This window comes from Pacificimonas aurantium (assembly GCF_020092905.1).
GTDB classification, from domain to species: domain Bacteria; phylum Pseudomonadota; class Alphaproteobacteria; order Sphingomonadales; family Sphingomonadaceae; genus Pacificimonas; species Pacificimonas aurantium.
This window is the reverse complement of sequence record NZ_JAGSGB010000001.1, coordinates 1,388,395-1,407,860: the sequence shown is the minus strand read 5'-3', so window position 1 is coordinate 1,407,860 and position 19,466 is coordinate 1,388,395. Positions and strand designations below refer to the sequence as shown.

Annotated in this window: 21 protein-coding genes and 2 other RNA genes; 16 read left to right on the top strand and 7 right to left on the bottom strand. The window is 65.0% G+C overall.

Going from position 1 to position 19,466, the window contains the following annotated elements:
* From KCN53_RS06845 to nudC, 4 genes are all read right to left on the bottom strand, one after another.
* The coding region (locus tag KCN53_RS06845) for an outer membrane protein (RefSeq protein ID WP_224199409.1) at positions 1-786 on the bottom strand (786 nt) is incomplete at its 3' end.
* Between the two features lie 186 nt (positions 787-972).
* Positions 973-1,290, bottom strand: coding sequence for a hypothetical protein (locus KCN53_RS06840; protein WP_088710850.1), 318 nt, complete (start codon positions 1,288-1,290; stop codon positions 973-975).
* A 7-nt stretch (positions 1,291-1,297) separates the two neighbouring features.
* Complete coding sequence (locus tag KCN53_RS06835) at positions 1,298-1,840, bottom strand: J domain-containing protein (protein WP_088710851.1); 543 nt, start codon at positions 1,838-1,840, stop codon at positions 1,298-1,300.
* A 52-nt stretch (positions 1,841-1,892) separates the two neighbouring features.
* Positions 1,893-2,825, bottom strand: coding sequence for an NAD(+) diphosphatase (gene nudC, locus KCN53_RS06830; protein ID WP_224199407.1), 933 nt, complete (start codon positions 2,823-2,825; stop codon positions 1,893-1,895).
* Positions 2,826-2,848: 23 nt separating this feature from the next.
* Between nudC and ffs the strand changes: the two genes are divergently transcribed.
* The 3 genes from ffs (at position 2,849) to KCN53_RS06815 (ending at position 5,170) form a co-directional block, all read left to right on the top strand.
* Positions 2,849-2,947, top strand: an RNA gene (gene ffs / locus KCN53_RS06825) — signal recognition particle sRNA small type.
* A 121-nt stretch (positions 2,948-3,068) separates the two neighbouring features.
* Entirely contained in the window at positions 3,069-4,850 is a 1,782-nt protein-coding gene (locus KCN53_RS06820; RefSeq protein ID WP_088710852.1) for a DNA polymerase III subunit gamma/tau, read from the top strand.
* A complete protein-coding gene (locus KCN53_RS06815) occupies positions 4,847-5,170 on the top strand; it encodes a YbaB/EbfC family nucleoid-associated protein (protein ID WP_088710853.1) in 324 nt (107 codons plus the stop codon). Before KCN53_RS06820 ends, KCN53_RS06815 begins: the two co-directional genes overlap by 4 nt.
* 36 nt (positions 5,171-5,206) lie before the next feature.
* On the opposite strand, the gene mtgA is transcribed toward KCN53_RS06815, so the two are convergent.
* The 3 genes from mtgA to KCN53_RS06800 form a co-directional block, all read right to left on the bottom strand.
* Positions 5,207-5,881 (bottom strand): monofunctional biosynthetic peptidoglycan transglycosylase, encoded by a 675-nt coding sequence (mtgA, locus tag KCN53_RS06810; RefSeq protein ID WP_207790577.1) that lies wholly within the window; start codon positions 5,879-5,881, stop codon positions 5,207-5,209.
* Between the two features lie 137 nt (positions 5,882-6,018).
* Positions 6,019-6,924, bottom strand: a complete 906-nt coding sequence (gene rpoH / locus KCN53_RS06805) for an RNA polymerase sigma factor RpoH (protein ID WP_088713249.1) — start codon at positions 6,922-6,924, stop codon at positions 6,019-6,021.
* Positions 6,925-7,033: 109 nt separating this feature from the next.
* Positions 7,034-8,005, bottom strand: a complete 972-nt coding sequence (locus tag KCN53_RS06800) for an RluA family pseudouridine synthase (RefSeq protein ID WP_088710855.1) — start codon at positions 8,003-8,005, stop codon at positions 7,034-7,036.
* A gap of 7 nt (positions 8,006-8,012) precedes the next feature.
* Here KCN53_RS06800 and KCN53_RS06795 point away from each other — a divergent pair, with 7 nt between their 5' ends.
* The 13 genes from KCN53_RS06795 to lptG all read left to right on the top strand — a co-directional run bounded on the left by KCN53_RS06795 (position 8,013) and on the right by lptG (position 19,369).
* Entirely contained in the window at positions 8,013-8,414 is a 402-nt protein-coding gene (locus tag KCN53_RS06795) for a M67 family metallopeptidase (protein ID WP_224199405.1), read from the top strand.
* Positions 8,415-8,423: 9 nt separating this feature from the next.
* Positions 8,424-8,732: a cold-shock protein gene (locus tag KCN53_RS06790; protein WP_397333609.1), complete on the top strand. Its 309-nt coding sequence runs from the start codon at positions 8,424-8,426 to the stop codon at positions 8,730-8,732.
* 21 nt (positions 8,733-8,753) lie between these two features.
* On the top strand, positions 8,754-9,404 hold the full coding sequence (locus KCN53_RS06785; protein ID WP_224199404.1) for a histidine phosphotransferase family protein: 651 nt from the start codon (positions 8,754-8,756) through the stop codon (positions 9,402-9,404).
* A 97-nt stretch (positions 9,405-9,501) separates the two neighbouring features.
* Positions 9,502-11,994, top strand: a complete 2,493-nt coding sequence (locus KCN53_RS06780) for a hybrid sensor histidine kinase/response regulator (protein ID WP_088710858.1) — start codon at positions 9,502-9,504, stop codon at positions 11,992-11,994.
* The gene (locus KCN53_RS06775; protein ID WP_088710859.1) at positions 11,991-12,425 is read left to right on the top strand and encodes a chemotaxis protein CheW; all 435 of its coding nucleotides are present in this window, start codon (positions 11,991-11,993) and stop codon (positions 12,423-12,425) included. The genes KCN53_RS06780 and KCN53_RS06775 overlap by 4 nt, the downstream gene beginning before the upstream one ends.
* Before the next feature lie 82 nt (positions 12,426-12,507).
* A complete protein-coding gene (locus KCN53_RS06770; protein WP_088710860.1) occupies positions 12,508-12,873 on the top strand; it encodes a response regulator in 366 nt (121 codons plus the stop codon).
* 27 nt (positions 12,874-12,900) lie between these two features.
* The gene (locus KCN53_RS06765; RefSeq protein WP_207790579.1) at positions 12,901-14,016 is read left to right on the top strand and encodes a protein-glutamate methylesterase/protein-glutamine glutaminase; all 1,116 of its coding nucleotides are present in this window, start codon (positions 12,901-12,903) and stop codon (positions 14,014-14,016) included.
* Complete coding sequence (locus tag KCN53_RS06760; protein WP_207790580.1) at positions 14,013-14,876, top strand: CheR family methyltransferase; 864 nt, start codon at positions 14,013-14,015, stop codon at positions 14,874-14,876. The genes KCN53_RS06765 and KCN53_RS06760 overlap by 4 nt, the downstream gene beginning before the upstream one ends.
* Positions 14,877-14,974: 98 nt before the next feature.
* Complete coding sequence (locus KCN53_RS06755) at positions 14,975-15,871, top strand: DMT family transporter (RefSeq protein ID WP_088710861.1); 897 nt, start codon at positions 14,975-14,977, stop codon at positions 15,869-15,871.
* A complete protein-coding gene (locus tag KCN53_RS06750; RefSeq protein ID WP_088710862.1) occupies positions 15,847-16,575 on the top strand; it encodes an N-acetylmuramoyl-L-alanine amidase in 729 nt (242 codons plus the stop codon). Before KCN53_RS06755 ends, KCN53_RS06750 begins: the two co-directional genes overlap by 25 nt.
* Before the next feature lie 12 nt (positions 16,576-16,587).
* An RNA gene (rnpB, locus tag KCN53_RS06745) (RNase P RNA component class A) lies at positions 16,588-16,971 on the top strand.
* 68 nt (positions 16,972-17,039) lie between these two features.
* Positions 17,040-18,272 (top strand): LPS export ABC transporter permease LptF, encoded by a 1,233-nt coding sequence (gene lptF, locus KCN53_RS06740; protein WP_088710863.1) that lies wholly within the window; start codon positions 17,040-17,042, stop codon positions 18,270-18,272.
* The gene (lptG, locus tag KCN53_RS06735) at positions 18,272-19,369 is read left to right on the top strand and encodes an LPS export ABC transporter permease LptG (RefSeq protein WP_088710864.1); all 1,098 of its coding nucleotides are present in this window, start codon (positions 18,272-18,274) and stop codon (positions 19,367-19,369) included. The genes lptF and lptG overlap by 1 nt, the downstream gene beginning before the upstream one ends.
* Positions 19,370-19,466: the final 97 nt, after the last annotated feature.

The following is a 19,466-nucleotide window of genomic DNA, read 5'->3' as shown; positions in this document are numbered from 1 at the left end:
GGGAGGAGGCGGCGGCGGCGGGGGAGGCGGCGGCGGAGGCGGAGCAGCCTCGGCACCGAAATTGAACGCCAGCGTCGCGAGCAGCGAATGGCTGTCAAAATCGCCCGCCATCTCCAGACCGTTGTCGAAGCTATGCGTCACGTCCGGCACCGCGAAATAGCGGTATTTGATGCCGAGATCGACCGACGGGCTGAGCGGCACATAGGCCGCCGCGATACCCTGATAGGCGAACGCGGTTTCCGAATCGTCGGCGAAAGTCACCCCGGGCGCGTCGAGCGCCCAGTCCTTCTGGCTGACGCTGGCAAAGCCCGCTCCGCCGCCGAGGAGGAAGCCGAAGCGATCATTGTCGCCAATGTCGGCGAGAATGTTGAGCATCCCGGCCCAGGTCTCTGTCTCCCCGCCTGCGTTCGGGAACTGTCCGCGCGTATAGTCGCCCACAGGAAGCGCACCGGGGCCTTCGTCGGAACTGCCCCCGGCTATCGCGGTGGGGGTGCCGCGCAGTTCGACATTGTCGAGGTCGGGCGTGCGGTAGAGCCCCTCGGCCTCGATCCGGAAGACACCGAAATCATACCCCACGAAAATGCCGAGATCATAGGAACCGCCATGGTTGATTTCGACCAGCTCCCCCTCATCGCCCGCGGCGGGATCCTCGAGTTCATATTCGAGGTCGCCGGTATAGAGATAACCGGCCTCGATACCTGCATAGACGGCACCATCCTTGGCCGCCGCCTGGTGAGCGGCCGTCGATGCCAGCAGCACCGCCAGCAGCGTCGTAGTCCTGTTCATGTCGCCTTGCCCCTTTTTGACCTGGCATTCGCGGGTAGCAGGCCCCTGGCGAACCGAACTGTTCGCCGTTCGCAGGACCTGCGAACGGGCCCGGAACGCGAATTTCCGGACTCGAGCAGGGCGCTGCCTAGTCATGTAGTGTGACGAACCTGTTGCGTTTTCGCGCGGCGGCGGGCCGCCCGAGCATCAGCTGCCGGGTTCGGCCTGGCAGTCGATGCCGAGAGCGGCGGTCACATGCTCCATGTCGCTGCCGGGCTCGATGATCTGCCAGACGCCGCTATGGTTGGTATTGAGGGCGACGACCGCCTTTTTCGGGCAGATATCGAGACACTTCACCTCGACGATGCCAAGCCGTCCCTTGCGCCCCTTGGCGAGCCCGCAATGTGCGCGCAGCTCCTTCGTTAGCGAGTTCTTTCGCTTCGGACCGAAGCCGCCCTTCAGCTTCTTCTGGCATTTCCCGCAGACAAGGACGGCGCCCTGCCAGTTCGAACGAACCCTCTTCACCGGCGAGTCAGTCCTGCTCCCCGTCGGGGCCTTTCCAGACCTTCATATCCTCGGCGCGCTTCAGGATCTCGTAGGCCGCCTGCCCGGCCTGGAAGCGCTTTTCCGCCTCGCGGTCGCCCGGGTGGCGGTCGGGATGATTGTCCTTCGCCCATTTGCGGTAGGCGAGCTTCACCGCGGTAAACTCCGCGTCGGGATCGAGTTCGAACAGCTCGAGAGCGTCCATCTCGGCGCGGCTGCGGCTGCCATCGCCCGACCCGGCCCAGCCCCACTGGGCGGACTGGCTGTGCGAGGCGGCGGCGGCCTCTTCGGCCTCCCGCTGTGCCTTCTGCTCCTTGGTCAGGCCCTCGAAATAGTTCCAGTTCTTGTTGTATTCCGCCGCGTGCTTCTGACAGAAATACCAGCGGTCCTTGCTGTTCGGGGACTTGGGCGCGGGGAAGTCGCCCTTCTCCTCGCAGCCATGCCGGTCGCACAGGCGCACGGTCGCGGCCTCGAACCCTTTTGCGTCATAGTCTCCCCAGCGGGGAAACCCCCATGATTTGCGCGGTGCCATAGCCCTAGAGCGCGCATCCTTTCCCGGCGGTTCCGCCCGCCCGATCGTTGGTTCAGCTGTCTGCCCAGGTACGTAGGAGCGTGTGGGCGATCGCAAAAGGCGGAGGCAGAAAGAACTCAGCCTCGCCGTCGAGCGCAGAGGCGACATCGGCCTTCGAGACCCAGCGCGCCTCCTCCAGCTCGTCTTCGTCGACGCGGATATCGGTGGTCTCGGCCTCTGCAAAGGCGCCCATCATCAGCGAATATGGAAAGGGCCATGGCTGGCTCGCCACATAGGCGACGCGGCCCGTTCGCACCCCTGCCTCCTCGAGGATTTCGCGCCGCACGGCTTCCTCCAGGCTCTCACCATGTTCGACGAAGCCGGCCAGCGCGGACATCATGCCGGCCGGAAAGCCGGGCTGACGGCCGACGAGCGCATGCGTGTCCGTAACGGCGAGCATGATCACGACCGGGTCGGTACGCGGAAAATGCTCCATGCTACACCCCGCGCAAACGCGGGCATGACCGCCCTTGGCAAGCTCCGTCGAACTGCCGCAGGAGCCGCAGAAGCGGTGCCGGCCATGCCAGTCGAGCAGCGACCGCGCCTGCGCGACGATTGCGCCGTCGCGCGCAGGAAGCTGCATCGCAGCGCCCCGGGCATCGGCCTTCTGACCCTCGTCCGGATCGCAGCAGCCGGCGGCGGCAAAGCGCGGCACGCCGTCTTCGAACCCGAGAAAGACGCTCTCGCAGCCATCGGGAAGGTCGATGCGCCGCGACCAGACGAGCGCGCCGTCAGCATCGAGATGCGGGCTGAGCTCGTCCATCATCAGCCAGCGCGCGCCCGGATGCATGCGCGCGGCGAACAGCGCCTCATCGTCGCGGCGCAGCTCGTCTGCGCGGTCGAAGTCATGGCCGGTGAGGCCGACGGAAGCGGGCGTGAAGGGGCGGTCGAAGAGACTGGGCATGGGCGGCGAGAGAAAGCAGACGCCCTGCGCCCTTGCAAGCATAGGCTTGGCGCGCCATATGACCGCGCGGGAGTCGGGCGGACGTAGCGCTCGCGAACCCGGTCAGGTCCGGAAGGAAGCAGCCGTAACGATACCGCTTGCGGGTCGTTCCGGCTCCCACCCCTCACATTCATGTAGATTTTGCCAAGGCAGTGGTCGGCGCTGCCGCAAGGGGAAGGCCCGCGATGCCAAGATCTGGTCCTGCGCCGGGATGACTATCTGCGGTCATCTCGCTAACCTCATCCGATGTCAGATTTCAGCCTAGAGTCGCAGGAAGACGGTCCCGTCGAGGATGATGCTGCGGCTCCTGCGGACGCGCCCGCCCAGCCCTATCTGGTTCTTGCCCGCAAATACCGCCCGACTCGCTTCAGCGACCTGATCGGACAGGACGCGATGGTGAAGACGCTGGCGAATGCGATCGAGAAGGATCGCATCGCGCACGCCTTCCTGATGACCGGGGTGCGCGGCGTGGGGAAGACCTCGACCGCACGGCTGATCGCGAAAGCGTTGAACTGCATCGGTCCCGATGGCGACGGCGGGCCGACCATCGACCCGTGCGGCGTCTGCGAGCCCTGCCGGGCAATCACCGAGGGACGCTTCATCGACGTGGTGGAAATGGACGCCGCTTCCCATACCGGTGTCGACGACATGCGCGAGATCATCGACGCCTCACGCTATGCGGCGGTGTCGGCGCGCTACAAGATCTACATCATCGACGAAGTCCACATGCTGTCGAAGAACGCCTTCAACGCGCTTCTGAAGACCCTGGAAGAGCCGCCCGCGCATGTGAAGTTCATCATGGCGACGACCGAGGTCGAGAAGGTGCCGGTGACGGTGCTGTCGCGCACCCAGCGCTTCGACCTGCGCCGCATCCCCCCCGAACTGCTGTTCGACCATTTCAAGACCATCGCCGCGACCGAAGGCGTCGATATCGAAGAAGCCGCGCTGAAGCAGATCGCATCCGCCGCCGACGGGTCCGTGCGCGACGGGCTGTCGCTGCTCGACCAGGCGATCGCGCACGGATCGGGCCTGGTCACGGCTGAGGCGGTCCGCGGCATGCTGGGCCTCGCCGACCGGGCGCGGGTGCGGACCCTGCTCGGCCATATTCTGGACGGCGATGCCAAAGCCGCGCTGGACGAGTTGAACGCGCAATATGTCGCTGGTGCCGCGCCCGACCAGACGGTCGAGGCGTTGCTGGGCCAGGTGCACGCCATCACGCGCATGCAGCTTGGCGCAGACCCCGATCTGACGACCGGGCCGGAAGGGCGGCAGAAACTGTCCGAGTGGGCAGAGCAGGTCGGCCCGGCCACGCTCCACCGCCTGTGGCAACTGCTGCTGAAAGGCCTGGAAGAAGTGAAGCGCGGGACGATGCCGCTGGAAACCGCCGAAATGGCGATCTTGCGGACGATCCATGCCGCGCAGATGCCCGATCCGGGTGCGCTGATGAAGGCGCTGGATCGGGCCAGTGACAGCGACGCGGGCCCGGCTCCGGCGGCGGATCGTGCCGCCCCTGCATCGGTCCCGACTGCTATGCTGAGCGAGGATATTGCCGAACGCGAAGCGGGGGCAGCCGGGCCGGAGGGTTCCGAAACCCCGGCCCGTTCCCCGCAGATCGAAGGCCTGCCCCGCGAATTCGACCAGCTGCTCGATTTCTTCGTGAAGGCGGACCCCCGCGTCGAGGCATGGCTGCACGACGAGGTCGGCGTGGTGCGCTATGAGGGCGAGGACCTGGTGCTATCCGGCCGGGAGGACCGCGATCTGGTCGGGCGTATGAAGACGACGCTGCGCGAACAGCTCGGCGCGGACCTGCGTATCGTCTTCCAGGACGACCCGGGCGCCATGTCGAAGAAGGCGCGCGAAGATGCCCGCATCGCCGCCGAACGGCAGCGCGTCATGTCGGACCCGAATGTGAAGAAGCTGCTCGACGCCTTTCCCGATGCCGAACTGGTAGGCTATGAGCTGGAGACTGAAAATGACGGCGCGCGCGATGGCGAGGCGCCTGACGACAGGCAGAGGACAGCACTATGAATTCGCTCGAAGACATCATGAAGGCCGCCCAGGGCGTCCAGGATGAGATGAACAAGGCCCAGGCCAAGCTCGACGAGATCGAAGTCACGGGCGAAGCCGGCGGCGGCATGGTGAAGGTCCGCGCGACCGCCAAGGGCCGGATTCTCGGCGTGTCGATCGACGACAGCCTGATGACGCCGGACGATAAGGAAATGCTGGAGGACCTGGTGACGGCCGCCTTCAACGATGCGCGCGGCAAGGCGGACGCGAAGTCGGCGGAAGAGATGTCGAAGATGACGTCGAGCCTTCCGCTGCCGCCCGGTTTCAAGCTGCCCTTCTAGGCGGGCGGTAAGCCTCTCGGCGACCGCTGGCCGGGATCAGCCGAAGATGCAATCGTCCTGGCCGTCGGCATCGACGATGCCGATCCATCGCTGGATATTGCCCGAATGGCGGCGCACGAAGGGCCCCGGATTGCCTGCGTTGCGCTCGATCGGATTGGGAAGGACCGCGGCAAGACGCGCGGCTTCGTTCGGAGACAAATCGGCAGCGGACTTACCGTAATGATATTGGGCAGCGGCCGCGGCACCGTAAACGCCCGGCCCCATCTCCGCGACGTTGAGGTAAACCTCCATAATGCGGTGCTTGCCCCACAGTAGTTCGATCAGACCCGTGAAGTAAGCCTCGAGCCCCTTCCGCAGCCAGTTTCGATCCGACCACAGAAAGGCGTTCTTCGCCGTCTGCTGGGAGATAGTGGAGGCCCCGCGCAGCCGCCCGCCCTTCTCATTGGCCTTCATGGCGGTCTCGATCGCTTCGATATCGAAGCCGTTATGACTGCAGAACCTGGCGTCTTCCGATGCGATCACCGCGCGCACGAGATTTGGGCTGATCTCCTCGAGCGGAGTCCAGCTGCGATACACGGTCTGCCCGTCGACATAATCGCCAAGCTGCGGAGTGGTCACCGGGATCGGCACGAACCGGTAAAGAAGCGCCCACAGAATGGTGAAGAGAAAGACGAAGACGAGCGCCTTCAGCAGCCACCGGAGCGGCTTCATACGCCGTTTCTTACGAAACCCGCGCCGTTTCTTGCGGCCCAACCGCGCCATACTTCGCCAATTTTCTACGCCTCATTCCGCCTAACCGCGTTCGGCGGCCAAGGTCAAAGGCGTATTTGCGCGAATTTTTGCGGCTCTCAGGCCGGCTCGAGCAGTTTCCGCTCTTCGGCGAGGTCCTTCATCGCCTTCTGCAATTTCTCGAAGGCGCGCACCTCGATCTGGCGGACCCGCTCGCGGCTGATGTCATAAACCTGGCTAAGCTCTTCGAGCGTTTGCGGTTCATCGGTCAGGCGCCGTTCGGTGATGATGTGCCGCTCACGGTCGTTCAGCGTACCGAGCCCCTCGATCAGAAGATCGTGGCGCACGTCCGCTTCCTGCTCGTCGGCGACCACCTCGTCCTGCAGCGGTTCGTCGTCCTGCAACCAGTCCTGCCATTCGCTGTCGCCTTCGTCGGCGCGCAGCGGGGCATTCAGGCTGGTATCGCCGCCACGCGACATGCGGCGGTTCATCGAAACGACCTCGTCCTCGGAAACCTTCAGCTCCTTGGCGATCTGCGCCACGTCGTCGGGATGAAGGTCGCCGTCCTCTAGCGCATCGATCTGGCTCTTCATGCGGCGCAGGTTGAAAAACAGCTTCTTCTGCGCGGCGGTCGTGCCGATCTTTACGAGGCTCCAAGAGCGGAGGATGAATTCCTGGATGGAGGCGCGAATCCACCACATGGCGTAGGTGGACAGGCGAAATCCCTTGTCGGGTTCGAATTTCTTGACGCCCTGCATCAAGCCGACATTGCCCTCCGAAATCAGGTCGGAGACAGGCAAGCCGTAGCCGCGATAGCCCATGGCAATCTTCGCAACGAGGCGCAGGTGACTCGTCACGAGGCGGTGAGCCGCATCGCGGTCGGCATGTTCCTTCCACCGCTTGGCGAGCATATATTCCTCCTCGGGCTCGAGGATCGGAAATTTCTTGATCTCGCTGAGATAGCGGTTGAGCGAATTGCCCCCGCCCAAGGCGGGAATGGTTGCCGGTACTGTATTCTTCGCCATGGTCGTCATTCCTGAAGTCTTACGGGCCCGTCGACGGCACCCGTGCCGCTTTGTCTTTTCGGTACTGTAGCTCCACCCGTTACGGCGTAGAGGCAGGCAGTCCCCTAATTTAGGAACGGGAAAGGGCTGCCACGAGTTCCTGCATATCGCCCGGAAGCGGGCTTTCGAAAGAGAGATTTTCTTGGGTCTCCGGATGCAGGAATTGCAGCGATGCCGCGTGAAGCGCCTGCCTGCGGAACCCCAGCTGCGACAATAAGCGCGTTACCCCCTTGCCGCCGCGCCCGCCGTACAGGGGGTCACCAAGAAGCGGATTGCCCTTAGCCGCCATGTGCACCCGCACCTGGTGCGTACGCCCCGTTTCAAGCCGGCAGCGGACCAGCGCCGCCTCCTCGAAGATGTCCACGGTTTCGTAATGCGTGACTGCGGGCTTGCCGCGCCCATCTTCGAGCACGGCCATCTTCTTCCGGTTCTTGGGCGAGCGGCCGATATTTCCTTCGACACGGCCGGACGGCGGCGAGGGCCGTCCGCGCACGGCGGCGAAATAGCGGCGCCCGACGCTGTGCGCGGCAAACTGCGCCGCGAGGCCCATATGCGCGTGCGCCGTCTTGGCGGCAACGAGCAGGCCGGAGGTGTCCTTGTCGATCCGGTGGACGATGCCCGGCCGGGTCACCCCGCCAATGCCGCTGAGACTGCCGCCGCAATGGTGGAGGAGCGCGTTCACCAGCGTACCGTCCGGATTTCCCGCCGCCGGATGCACGACGAGACCCGCAGGCTTGTCGACGACGATGAGATGATCGTCCTCAAAGGCGATGGCGAGCGGGATATCCTGCGGCTGGGCCTTGTCGGGAACCGGTTGCGGGACGGCCAGGACAAAGCGTTCGCCGGCGCGGACCTTCCGAGAGGGCTGGCGTTCGGGGCCGGTCGACGAGGAGACCGCGCCGGCCTTCAGAAGGCTTTTCAACCGCTCCCGCGACAGATGCGGTGCAAGCGCTGCAAGCGCGCGGTCCAGACGGTCACCGGCAAAGCCTTCGGGAATCTCGATCTGGATGCTCGTCTCGCGCTCTGCCATGCCAGCCAACATGTCGCGCATGACCTGGCAAATCACAAGCATCGCCGCCGAGTCCATCCGAAGCCATGAACGGCGCGTCCATCCCGAAGAAGCCTGCGGACTTCTGTTCGGCGGGGACCGGCGAATAGAGGAGGCAGTTCCCGCCCCGAACGTTTCCCCGACGCCCCGGCACCGTTTCGAAATCGACCCGAAAGCGCTCTTCTCCGCCCTCCGCGCCGAGCGGCAGGGAGGCCCCAGGCTTTTGGGATATTACCACTCGCACCCCAGCGGGACGTTCGATCCGTCCGAAACGGACGCAAAGCTTGCGCAGCCCGACGGGCGCCTCTGGCTTATCGCAGCGGAAGGCCGGATCGCCGGATTCATCGCCGGCAACACTGGAATCCATGGCCGCTTTCAGCCTATTGCCCTAGACGAAGATTAAAACGCTGACTTGGGGGACACGACTCTGGCATTGGGAACCGTCAAATGGTTCGACACGAAGAAGGGATTTGGATTCATCCGCCCGGACCTCGGCTCGATCGACGTGTTCGTGCATATCTCCGCTTTGAAATCGAGCGGGCTTTCGGACCTGGCCGAGGATCAGCGGGTCGAATTCGAATTGGTCCAGTTGAACGATGGGCGAGTCTCGGCGTTCGGCATTCATGTGGTCGCAAGCCGCCCCCCTTCCCCGAAGGATGGTGCCGCTTCGCAGAATTCCGGGCGGAAAAACGGCGACACGGAACCACCGTTGCCGCGCTAACCGAAAAAGGGGGCTGTGCGCATGGCTGAATCAGTACCTATGAAACCGGCAGATTTCGCCAGCCTGCTGTGCTCGCGGCTGTGCCACGACCTCGTCAGCCCGGTGGGGTCGCTGTACAATGGCGTGGAACTGCTGGCCGACGAAACCGATCCCGAAATGCGCCGCCGCTGCATGGAGCTGCTGGCGGACAGCGCGCGGCAGACCGCAAACAAGCTGAAATTCTTTCGCCTCGCCTTCGGCGCGGCTGGCGGGTTCGGGAGCAGCATCGACCCGCGCGAGGCACACTCCGCACTGGAAGGTCTGTTCGCGGAGGAAAAGCGCATATCGCTCGATTGGCAGATCGGCGACCATCCGCTGCCGAAGGGCGCCACGAAAATGCTGCTGAACCTGGCCATGATCGCGGGCGACGCGCTCCTGCGCGGCGGCACGCTGACAGTTGCCAGCGAAGCCTCCGGCGATCTGTTCGAAATCGCGGTGCGCGCCGAAGGGCCGCGTATCCTGCTGGACGAGGAAGTCCGCCGGACGCTTGAAGCGGGCACCTCGCTGACCACCCTGACCCCGCGCGCGGCCAGTGCCTTTCTCGTCGCGCTGCTGGCGGACGAGAGCGGTACGAAGGTGCATATCTCCGAAGAGGAGAACGTCCTGGTGTTCGGGGCCCAGCTGGAGGCCTGACCCGTCGTCCCACCGCGGGAACCTGACCGCACACGGTTAAATCCAATTTAACCCCTCCAGCGCTAGCCCGGCAGAAACCAAGTGGGCCGGCCGAGCGATGGATGACCTGATCCAGGAGTTTGTGAGCGAGACTGAAGAGAATCTTCAGGCCGTCGATGACGACTTGCTGAAGTTCGAGCGCAATCCGCAGGATGCCGGGCTGCTCGACGAGATTTTCCGACTGGTCCACACCGTCAAGGGAAGCTGCGGCTTCGTGGGACTCCCCCGTCTGGAGGCGCTCGCCCACGCCGCCGAAACGCTGCTTGGGAACCTGCGCGACGGCAAGCTGACGGTCACGCCCGGCGCAGTCACGGCAATTCTGGATACCGTGGAACGCATTCGCCAGCTGACGTCCGCGCTCGCGCGTACGGGTGAGGAGCCGGAGGGCCGCGACGCGGACCTGATCGCGAAGCTGGAGGTGCTGTCGGGCAATCGGGGCCCCGAAACCGGTCCGGAGGATCGAGAGATTACCGCCACCGGGCCCACGCCCGAGACTCTGATCGGCGGAACGTCGGCGGAAGACACCGCCGCGGAGCGCGGGGGGACGGGTTCCCCGCAGTCGATCCGGGTGTCGGTAGAGCTGCTGGAAGAGCTGATGACCAGCGTATCGGAACTCGTCCTGACCCGAAATCAGCTGCTTCAGGAACATCGCCACCAGGCGTCCGACTCGATGGCAATGCCCTTGGACCGCCTGAGCGCCCAGATCGGGCGCTTGCAGGACAGCGTCATGCGAACGCGCATGCAGCCGATTTCCGGGGCCTGGTCCGCGCTTCCGAAGCTGGTGCGCACGCTGGCGCTCGACCTGGGGAAACGCATCGAACTTGAAACGGAAGGCGGCGATACGGAGCTGGACCGGCAGATGCTGGAGCTGGTCAAGGATCCGCTGGCGCACATGGTGCGCAATGCCGCCGACCATGGCATCGAAGCGCCGGACGTGCGCCGCGAAGCGGGCAAGCCGGAAACGGGCACGATCCGCCTGTGCGCCGCGCAGGAAGGCGGACATATCACCATCCGCCTGTCCGACGACGGCCAGGGCCTCGATCCGGACCGGCTGCGCAGAAGGGCGATAGAGACGGGACTTATGTCCCATGCCGACGCCGCGGCGACGACCGAAACACAGCTGACGCGGCTGATTTTCGCGCCCGGCTTCTCCACCGCCCGGACCGTGACCAATGTGTCGGGGCGCGGAGTCGGCATGGACGTCGTGCGCTCGAACGTGGAGCGCATTGGCGGAACGATCGAGGTCGAGACCATGCCTGGCCGCGGCACAACGTTCCTGGTGCGCATCCCCCTCACCCTCGCGATCATGCCGGCACTGATTGTCGGGTCGGCGGGAGTGCGGTTCGCCGTGCCGCAGATTGCGGTGGCGGAACTGGTACGCACCGACGAAGCCTCGGAGCACCGCATGGAACGCGTCGCCGGAACGCCGGTCCTGCGGCTGCGCGGAAAGCTGCTGCCGCTCGTGGATCTGGGCGAGGCGCTAGGCCTGGAAACAGCGGAAAACGCCGATCACGTACTCGTCATCCGCAGCGCCGGCATGGTGTTCGGAATCCTCGTCGATTCCATCTACGATACGGAAGAGCTGGTTGTGAAACCTGTCTCGAAGGCGCTCGCAGCGCTCGAGGTCTATTGCGGCAACGCCATTCTGGGCGACGGCAGCGTCATCATGATCCTCGATCCGAACGGCCTGGCAGGAGATATCTCGCTCGTGGGGACCGACTCCGGCGAAGAGCCCGAGAACGAAGAGGAAGTCGAAAACGACCGCGAGGCGCTGCTACTGTTCCGTAGCAAGGGGGAGACAACGCCCTGTGCCGTTCCGTTGTCACTGGTGGCGCGTATCGAAGATATCGACGCGGAGGATTTCGAGCGGTCCGGCGGCGAATGGATGGTCCAGCTGCGCGGAGCGCTGGTCCCCATCGTGGCCCCGGACGCCGACTGGCGCCCCCCGAGCGAAGGCCGTCAGCCAGCGCTGCTATTCACCCGCCACGGCAAGCAGGCGGCCTTCGCGGTCGACGAGGTGCTCGATATCGTCGAAAGCAAGATCAAGCTTGAACTGTCTTCCGACGATCCCGCTTCGCTGGGCACGGCGGTTGTCGCCGGACGGGCGACCAACCTTATCGATATCGCCTATCTGCTGCGACATCGTCTCGATCCCGCCAAGGCGAAGGAAGACGCCCCGCGCATCCTGGTCGTGGACGACAGTCCCTTCGTCAGGAACATGCTCGGCCCCCTCCTTGCCGAGGCGGGCTACCGGGCTACCATCGTCGCCGACGTGGACGAGGCCCTGACCCTGCGAGACCGGGGCGAACGGTTCGACATGATCCTGAGCGACGCCGAAATGCCGGGCGCGAAGGGACTGGAATTCGCCCGTACGGTGAAAGCGGGCGGGCCCTGGAGCGGCGTTCCCCTGCTGGCGCTGGCGTCGCTTGGTAGCGTTCCCGAGACGCAGGAGGGCCGGGCCGCCGGCTTCGACCGCTATGTCGTCAAGTTCGACAGGCAGACCTTACTGCAGACGCTTGGCGCCAGCTTCGACAAGGAGCGCGCGGCATGAACCAGCTGGTGACCATGACCCTCGACGGGCGCGAGCTGTGCGTCGGGGTCGACACGGTGCAGGATGTCGTCCGGCTGGAAACCGTCACGCCCGTGCCGCAGGCGCCGGACTGGATTGCGGGGGTGATGAACCTGCGAGGACATATCGTAACTGCGGTCGACCTGCGCGCTCGTCTGGGGCTTCCCGCAGGCGGCGACGGGTCGGGGCGCATGTGTGTCGTCGTGGACTTCGACGGCGACGCCTATGGCCTGATTGTCGACAAGGTGAGCGAAGTCATCGCCATTACGGACGACCAGCGCGACGGCGACCCGGCCACGCTTCCGGCGGCATGGCGGGCGATCTCACGCGGCGTAATCCGGCTGGACGATGCGTTGCTGCTGGAGATCGATCCGGCCCATATCGTCAGCCTGCCGCAAAGCCGGGCTGCTTAACGGGGCGGAAACCAATTCGGTCTAGGACGGTGGTCGCCGCTGCGCGTTTCCAGCTGCGTTTCAACCCTGAGGATTCCCGTTCATGCAGTCCTGCCTCATTGTCGACGATTCCAAGGTGATCCGAAAGGTCGCGCGCCGGATTCTGGAAGATTTCGACTTCTCGATCGACGAAGCGGGCGACGGCCAGCAGGCCCTGGAACGCTGCGGCGTGGACATGCCCGACGTGATTTTCCTGGATTGGAACATGCCGGTCATGGGCGGCCTGCAATTCCTCGAGCATCTGCGGGCGCGTGAAACCGAAAAGCGCCCCACCGTCATCTTCTGCACGACGGAGAACGACCTCGATCATATCCGCATCGCCATGGACGCGGGCGCCGACGAATATATCATGAAACCGTTCGACCGGGACATCATCCGCACCAAGTTGCAGCAGGTCGGGCTGATCTAGCCCGGCGCGCGGGAAGACGGTCGCGGCATGACGAAGGCGAGAAAACGAGCGAGCGAGGAGACGCAGGATGCGCCCATCCGCGCCATGCTCGTCGACGATAGCGGTGTAACCCGCGCGCTGATCGCACGCTGGCTGACAGAAGCGGGGATCGACGTCGCTGCGACGGCACGCGACGGCATGGATGCCCTTTCGCAGGTCGAAATGTGCCGACCCGACATTATTATCCTCGACATCGAGATGCCGCGTAGGGGCGGTATCGAAATCCTGCCCGAACTATTGCAGCGGGCGCCGCAAAGCCGCGTGTTGATGGCATCCAGCCTGACCACGCGCAGTGCGCATATCACCATGGAAGCGCTGAAACTGGGGGCGAGCGACGCCGTCGCCAAGCCGAGTTCGGGCTGGGCCGGACGCGGAACCCGCGAGTTTCGCGGTGAACTGATCCGCAAGGTGACGGCCCTAGGCAAGGCCGGCCCGCCAGAGGAGCGCCCGGCGCCAGCCGAAGAGACCGCACCGGCCGAAGAGACCTTGTCGGCAGCGGAGGAAGCGATATCAACCGTTTCGCTCTCCGACGCTCCGCCCCCCCGCATCGTGGTCATCGGATCGTCGACGGGTGGTCCCAAGGCGCTGTTCGAGCTGCTCGCTCGGCTGCCCGAGACCATCAATGCCCCGATCCTGATCGCGCAGCACATGCCGCCGACCTTTACCTCGATCTTCGCCGAACATCTTGCCCGCATGAGCGGCCGTCCCGCCAGGGAGGCCGAGGACGGCGAGCCCCTCAGGGACGGAACGCTCTACGTCGCCCCCGGCGGACGCCACATGGAAGTCCGCCGCTGCGACCGTCCCTTCATTCGCCTGAGCGATGCGCCGCCGGAAAATTTCTGCCGCCCTAGCGTGAACCCGCTGTTCCGCAGCGCGGCGGCGTGGGGCGAGGAAGCGCTCGGAATCGTTCTGACCGGCATGGGGTCGGACGGCCTGAGCGGTGCACGAACCCTGCGCGAGGCGCGCGCCCGGATCGTCGTGCAGGACGCCGCGACATCGGTCGTCTGGGGCATGCCCGGCGCCATCGCGCGCGAGGGGCTGGCCGATGAAGTCCTCCCTCTGACCAAACTCGGCGCCTTCCTGGCTGCGGAGCTGGAGCGTTGAGCCTGTCGGAAACGAGCTTCTGCCGCTTTGCCGACCTGCTCGACCGCCGTGTCGGGATGAAGCTTGCCGCCGAAAAAAGTTACCTGCTGGGTGCGCGGCTCGGCCCGCTGCTGCAGCGGGAAGGCATGAATTCGCTCGACGAGCTGGCCGCTGCGCTGGGCAAGGGAAGCCTGCGCCTTGAAGCGGAAGTCGCCGAGGCGATGCTGAACAACGAAACCTTCTTCTTTCGCGACCGCGTTCCGTTCGATCAGTTCCGCGCAACGCTGTTGCCGCGGCTGATGGCGGCGCGGGCGGCGCAGCGGCGGCTGCGTATCTGGTCGGCAGCCTGCTCCACGGGCCAGGAGCCCTATTCGCTGGCGATGATCCTGGCCGAAGAAGCATCGAAGCTCGCCGGCTGGTCCATCGAGATCGTAGCCACCGATATTTCCCGCCACGCGCTGTCGCGCGCAGAGGCCGGCGCCTATTCCCAGTTCGAAGTCCAGCGCGGCCTCGATACGCCGCGCCTGGTGAAATATTTCTCCAAGGAGGGAGATCGCTGGCGCCTGAGCGACGATATTCGCCGACGCGTCCGCTTCGAACGCGCGAACCTGACAGAGCCGCTGCGCTTCACCGATCAGTTCGACCTGATCTTTGCGCGCAACGTGCTGATGTATTTCAAGCCGGAGAGGAAGACCGAGGCACTGAAGAGGCTGCGCGCCAGCCTGCGTGCCGATGGCGCACTCCTGCTTGGAGCGGCGGAAACGATTTTCGGCAACAAGGACCTGTTCGCTCCCGACCCTTCGGCGGTGGGATACTATCGGCCCGCCGCAGTGTTTTCATCCGCGGCTCGGAACGAGGGACGCATGGCGACGCAGTCCTGAGCAGAGCCCGCACTGGTCCGCCGGGTTTCTTGCAAGCGGCGCACGCGCCGCGCTTTGGTGGTTCCCGTAGCAGGAAAAGCGGCATAGGCGCAGCCCCCATGGCCCCGCTTCACCTCCTGTTCGTTCTATTCATCGACCTGTGCTGGGCCATGAACATCATCGCGGTGAAGGTTGCCGTCGATGCGACCGGGCCGCTGACGGCAGTGACGCTGCGATACGGCATCGCCCTTCTCGTCACCCTGCCGTTCATCCGCTGGGTACCCGGCCGGATGAAGCTGGTGCTGACGACGGCATTGCTGGCGGGCGCGGTTTTCATGCTGTTCGTGAACGTCTCGCTTTCGGTAACGGAGAATGTCGCGGCGCTTGCCATTGCAGGACAGGTAGGCGCGCCCTTCAGCCTGATCCTCGCCGTCATCTTCCTGGGTGAGCGGATCCGCTGGGTGCGGATCACCGGCGTTGCGCTTGCCTTTCTCGGCATCTGCATCATGGGATTCGACCCGGCGATCTGGACCGAGCGGCTGGGCGTGGGCCTGACGGTGATTTCGAGCTTCTTCTGGGCGATCGGCTCGCTGCTGTTCCGCCGCCTCCAGGGTGTTCACGTCCTCAACATCCATGGCTGGCTGGCCCTTGTCAGCGTCCCCGTTCTCGGCGTCGCTTCCCTCGTCTTCGAGCCGGGCGGCCTGGCCGCCGCGCCCGCCCTCCCCGGCTCCGTCTGGGCCTGGATCGGCTTTTCGGCGATCTTCTCTTCGCTGGTCGGGCATGCCGGCATGAGCTGGCTGCTGCAGCACTATCCGGTTACGACTATCGTGCCGCTGACGCTGCCCACACCATTATTGTCGGCGGCCATTGCGGTCTTCTATTTCGACAATCCGGTGACCATGGGCCTCGTCATCGGTGCGATTGTGAGCTTTGCCGGGGTCGCTATCATCACGCTGAGAAGCGCCGAGAAGGAACCTGAGATTGCCGAAGCATGGGTAAAACGAGCCCGCCGATAATCGACAGCCCGTCGCCGAACTTCAACGAGCGGCAACTCCCCGTCTCCCTGATCGTCCTGCACTATACGGGGATGGAAAGCTGCGCGGCGGCGCACGACCGATTGCGCGATCCCGATGCCGGCGTCTCCGCGCACTATCTGGTGGCGGAGGACGGAACGATCATGCAGCTGGTCGCGGAAGACCGGCGCGCCTGGCATGCAGGCCAGTCATATTGGCGCGGCATTCGCGACGTGAATTCGGCGAGCATCGGCATCGAGATCTGCAATCCGGGTCACGAGTGGGGCTATACCGACTTTCCTGCCCCGCAGATCGACAGCGTCATGGCGCTGCTGCCCGGCATCATGGCCCGGCACGGCGTACGGCGGGACAATGTGATCGGCCATTCCGACATCGCGCCGGAGCGGAAGACCGATCCCGGCGAGTTGTTTCCCTGGCAGCGGCTTGCCGAAGCGGGGCTCGCAGAGAGCATTCCTGAGGCGGGCACGGACCCGAACTGGTCCGACAAGGGTGTGAAGGCTGCGCTCGAACGCTTCGGCTATGAAGCACGCGACCTGCCGGCCGCAGTTACCGCGTTCCAGCGGCGCTGGCGTCCGCACGACATCTCCGGCGAAATCGATGCCGAAACGCGCGCGATCCTCCTCGCCCTCCTTGAGCGGCGCTCCGCCGAGGAGCTGATCCTTGGCAACGACCTTCCCCGTCTCTAGATGCCACCGCAGTCAGAGGGCCGGGCGACCGCCGCGCCGCATGCCGAAAGGCTGGCGGGGAGGAAAGTCCGGGCTCCACGGATCGACGGTGCCGGGTAACGCCCGGCGGGCGCGAGCCCAGGGACAGTGCCACAGAGAGAAGACCGCCCGACGCCCGCAAGGGCCGACGGTAAGGCTGAAAGGGTGCGGTAAGAGCGCACCGCGGACGCGGTAACGCGGACGGCAAGGTAAACCCCACCGGGAGCAAGACCGAATAGGGACGGCATATGGGCCTGATCCGGCCCGGTCGTCCGGGTAGGTTGCTTGAGACGGCGCGCGAGCGCCGCCCTAGAGGAATGGTCGCCCCGTCCCGCGATGCGGGAAGGACAGAACCCGGCTTACAGGCCCTCTGACGTTCGCCCTGCCGCTCGATCGCCGCAGCGCTCTTTCCCGGCCCTGCCCGCTCGGCTAAGCGGGCCCGATCCATGCCGCTATCCCGTCTAGATCGCTACCTGTTCAGCCTTATCCTGCTGCCGCTGCTCGCGACGCTGATCATCGCGGCGATGCTGCTGCTGCTCGACAAGATGCTGCGCCTGTTCGACTTTGTCGTGAACGAGGGCGGGCCGATTTCCGTCGTATGGCGCCTGCTGGGCAACAGCTTTCCGGAGTATCTCGGGCTCGGCATTCCGGTCGGCCTCCTGATCGGAATTCTCCTCGCCTTTCGCAAGCTGGCCCTGTCGAGCGAACTCGACGCCATGCGTGCGGTCGGCATCTCCTACGTCCGCATGCTGCGCGTGCCTTACGGCTACGCACTCGCGCTGAGCGGCCTGACCCTGATCATCGTGGGCTTCATCCAGCCGGTGACGCGCTATGCCTATGACGGCCTGGAGTTCGAGCTGCGGTCGGGCGCGCTCGGGGCGAGCATCGGCGTCGGCGAGTTCGTCACCGTTGCCGAGGGAACCACATTGCGGGTGGAGGAAAGCCGCGACAATGGCAGCGACCTGCGCGGCATCTTCCTGAACTCCCGCGACGATCGCGGACGCACCGCCACCGCCACCGCGTCTCGAGGGACATTCCTGTCGACCGACGATCCCGACATCATCCTGCTGCGGCTGACCGAGGGAACACTGGTTCATGACGGACCGAACCAGCCCGAGCCGCGCGTCCTGTCCTTCGAGAATTACGACCTCGCCATCCCTTTGCCGGAAATCACCGTTTTCCGCGCGCGCGGCGCCGACGGCGACCGGCTGGAACTGACCCTGCCCGAACTGTCGCAGGCCGCAGGCGAGCGGCAGGACCTCACCGCCTACGAACGGCGGCGCATCGAGGCCAATTTTCACCGGCGACTGGTGCAGGTCTTCGTACCCTTCGTCATCCCGTTACTGGCGATCGCCCTGTCCGTTCCTCCAAAGCGATCCTCTAGTGCCGTGGGGGTCTTCGCCGCGCTCATCATCCTTGTCGTCTACAACGAGGTCTCCGAAAGCGCCGAACGCATGGGCGGCGCGGGCGACGTGCCGATCGCGCTCAGCCAATGGGGGACGTTCGCCGCCTTCAGCCTGATGTGTATCTGGTTCTTCTACGTGCTCGCCTTCCGCCCCGCGGGCCAGCCGATCGGCATATTGGAAGCGGCGGTCGCGCGGATCGCCAAACCCATTCGCGCCGCCATTCGCTGGGTGCGCATGAAGCTGCGCCAAAGACGCAGCGCGGCGGCAGCCTGATGCGGTTCGCCCCCTGGCCTTCCAACACCCTCGCCCTTTACGAGGCGCGGCTGTTCGCGCTGAGAATTCTCGGCTTCGCCTTCGTGTTGATCGGTCTGTTGCAGGTCCTCGACCTGTTGTCGGAATCGGAGAAGATTCTGGCAGCGCCGGGCAATGACAATGGCGACCTTCTTCGCTACGTCTCGCTACGCATCCCTCAGCTTGCGGACACGTTCCTGCCCTTTTCCGTGCTGCTGGGCGCGCTGTTGACCTGGTCATCGCTGAACCAGTCCAGCGAGATCACCATCATGCGCGGCGCGGGCATGTCCCCCCATGCGATCCTTTTTCCTCTGACCGCCACGGCCATGCTGGTCGCCGTCTTCCATTTCTGGTTCTCAGAGACGGTCCTGCCCGAAACGAACCGCCAGCTAGATGCCTGGCAGCAGGCGGACTATGGCGAGTTCGACCCCGACCGTCCCGACGATCGCGTGGACGTCTGGCAGACCGGAGAAACCGACGTCCTCTATGCCGGGCGAGTGATCGGCGAAGGCGCAGACACCGTGTTGGAAGAGGTAGAGGTCTATCGCCGCGGCGGAGGGCGACTGGATGCGCAGTTCACCGCCATGCGCGCCTATCCGGCCGAGGGCGGCTGGCGACTGGAAGGCGCCGAACGTTTCGATGTCGGTCGCGGCGCCCTCCTCGAGGTGGACAGCCCCGTCGTCGGGAGCGGTATCCCCCCTGAGCGCTACGACCTTCGCATCCCGGACCCCGACGAGGTGAACAGCCGCACGCTCGCCGCTTCGATCGAAACGCTGGAGGCCACGGGTCTCTCCACGGACGGCCTGCGCACATCGCTTCATCAGAAGTTCGTGAAGCCGCTGAGCGCGCTTCTGATGCCACTACTGGGGGCGGTTGCCGGTTTTGGCCTTGCAAGGTCCGGTCAGTTGTTCATGCGCACCGTCGTCGGCCTGGCGCTGGGCTTCGCTTATTTCGTGGCCGACAACGCCATGCTCGCCATGGGCGAGTTCGGCGCGGCGCCGCCGCTGCTAGCCGCCTGGGGGCCGTTCCTTCTGTTCCTGCTGGTGGGCGAGGCGATGATCTTCCGCACCGAAGAATAGGATCGATGGCCGCCCGCCTGCGTTGAACCGGGCATATTCAGGGGCGAATAAGGCTGCGGACCGTATACGGGCCGTAAATTCGCCGCATTGCGTCCCC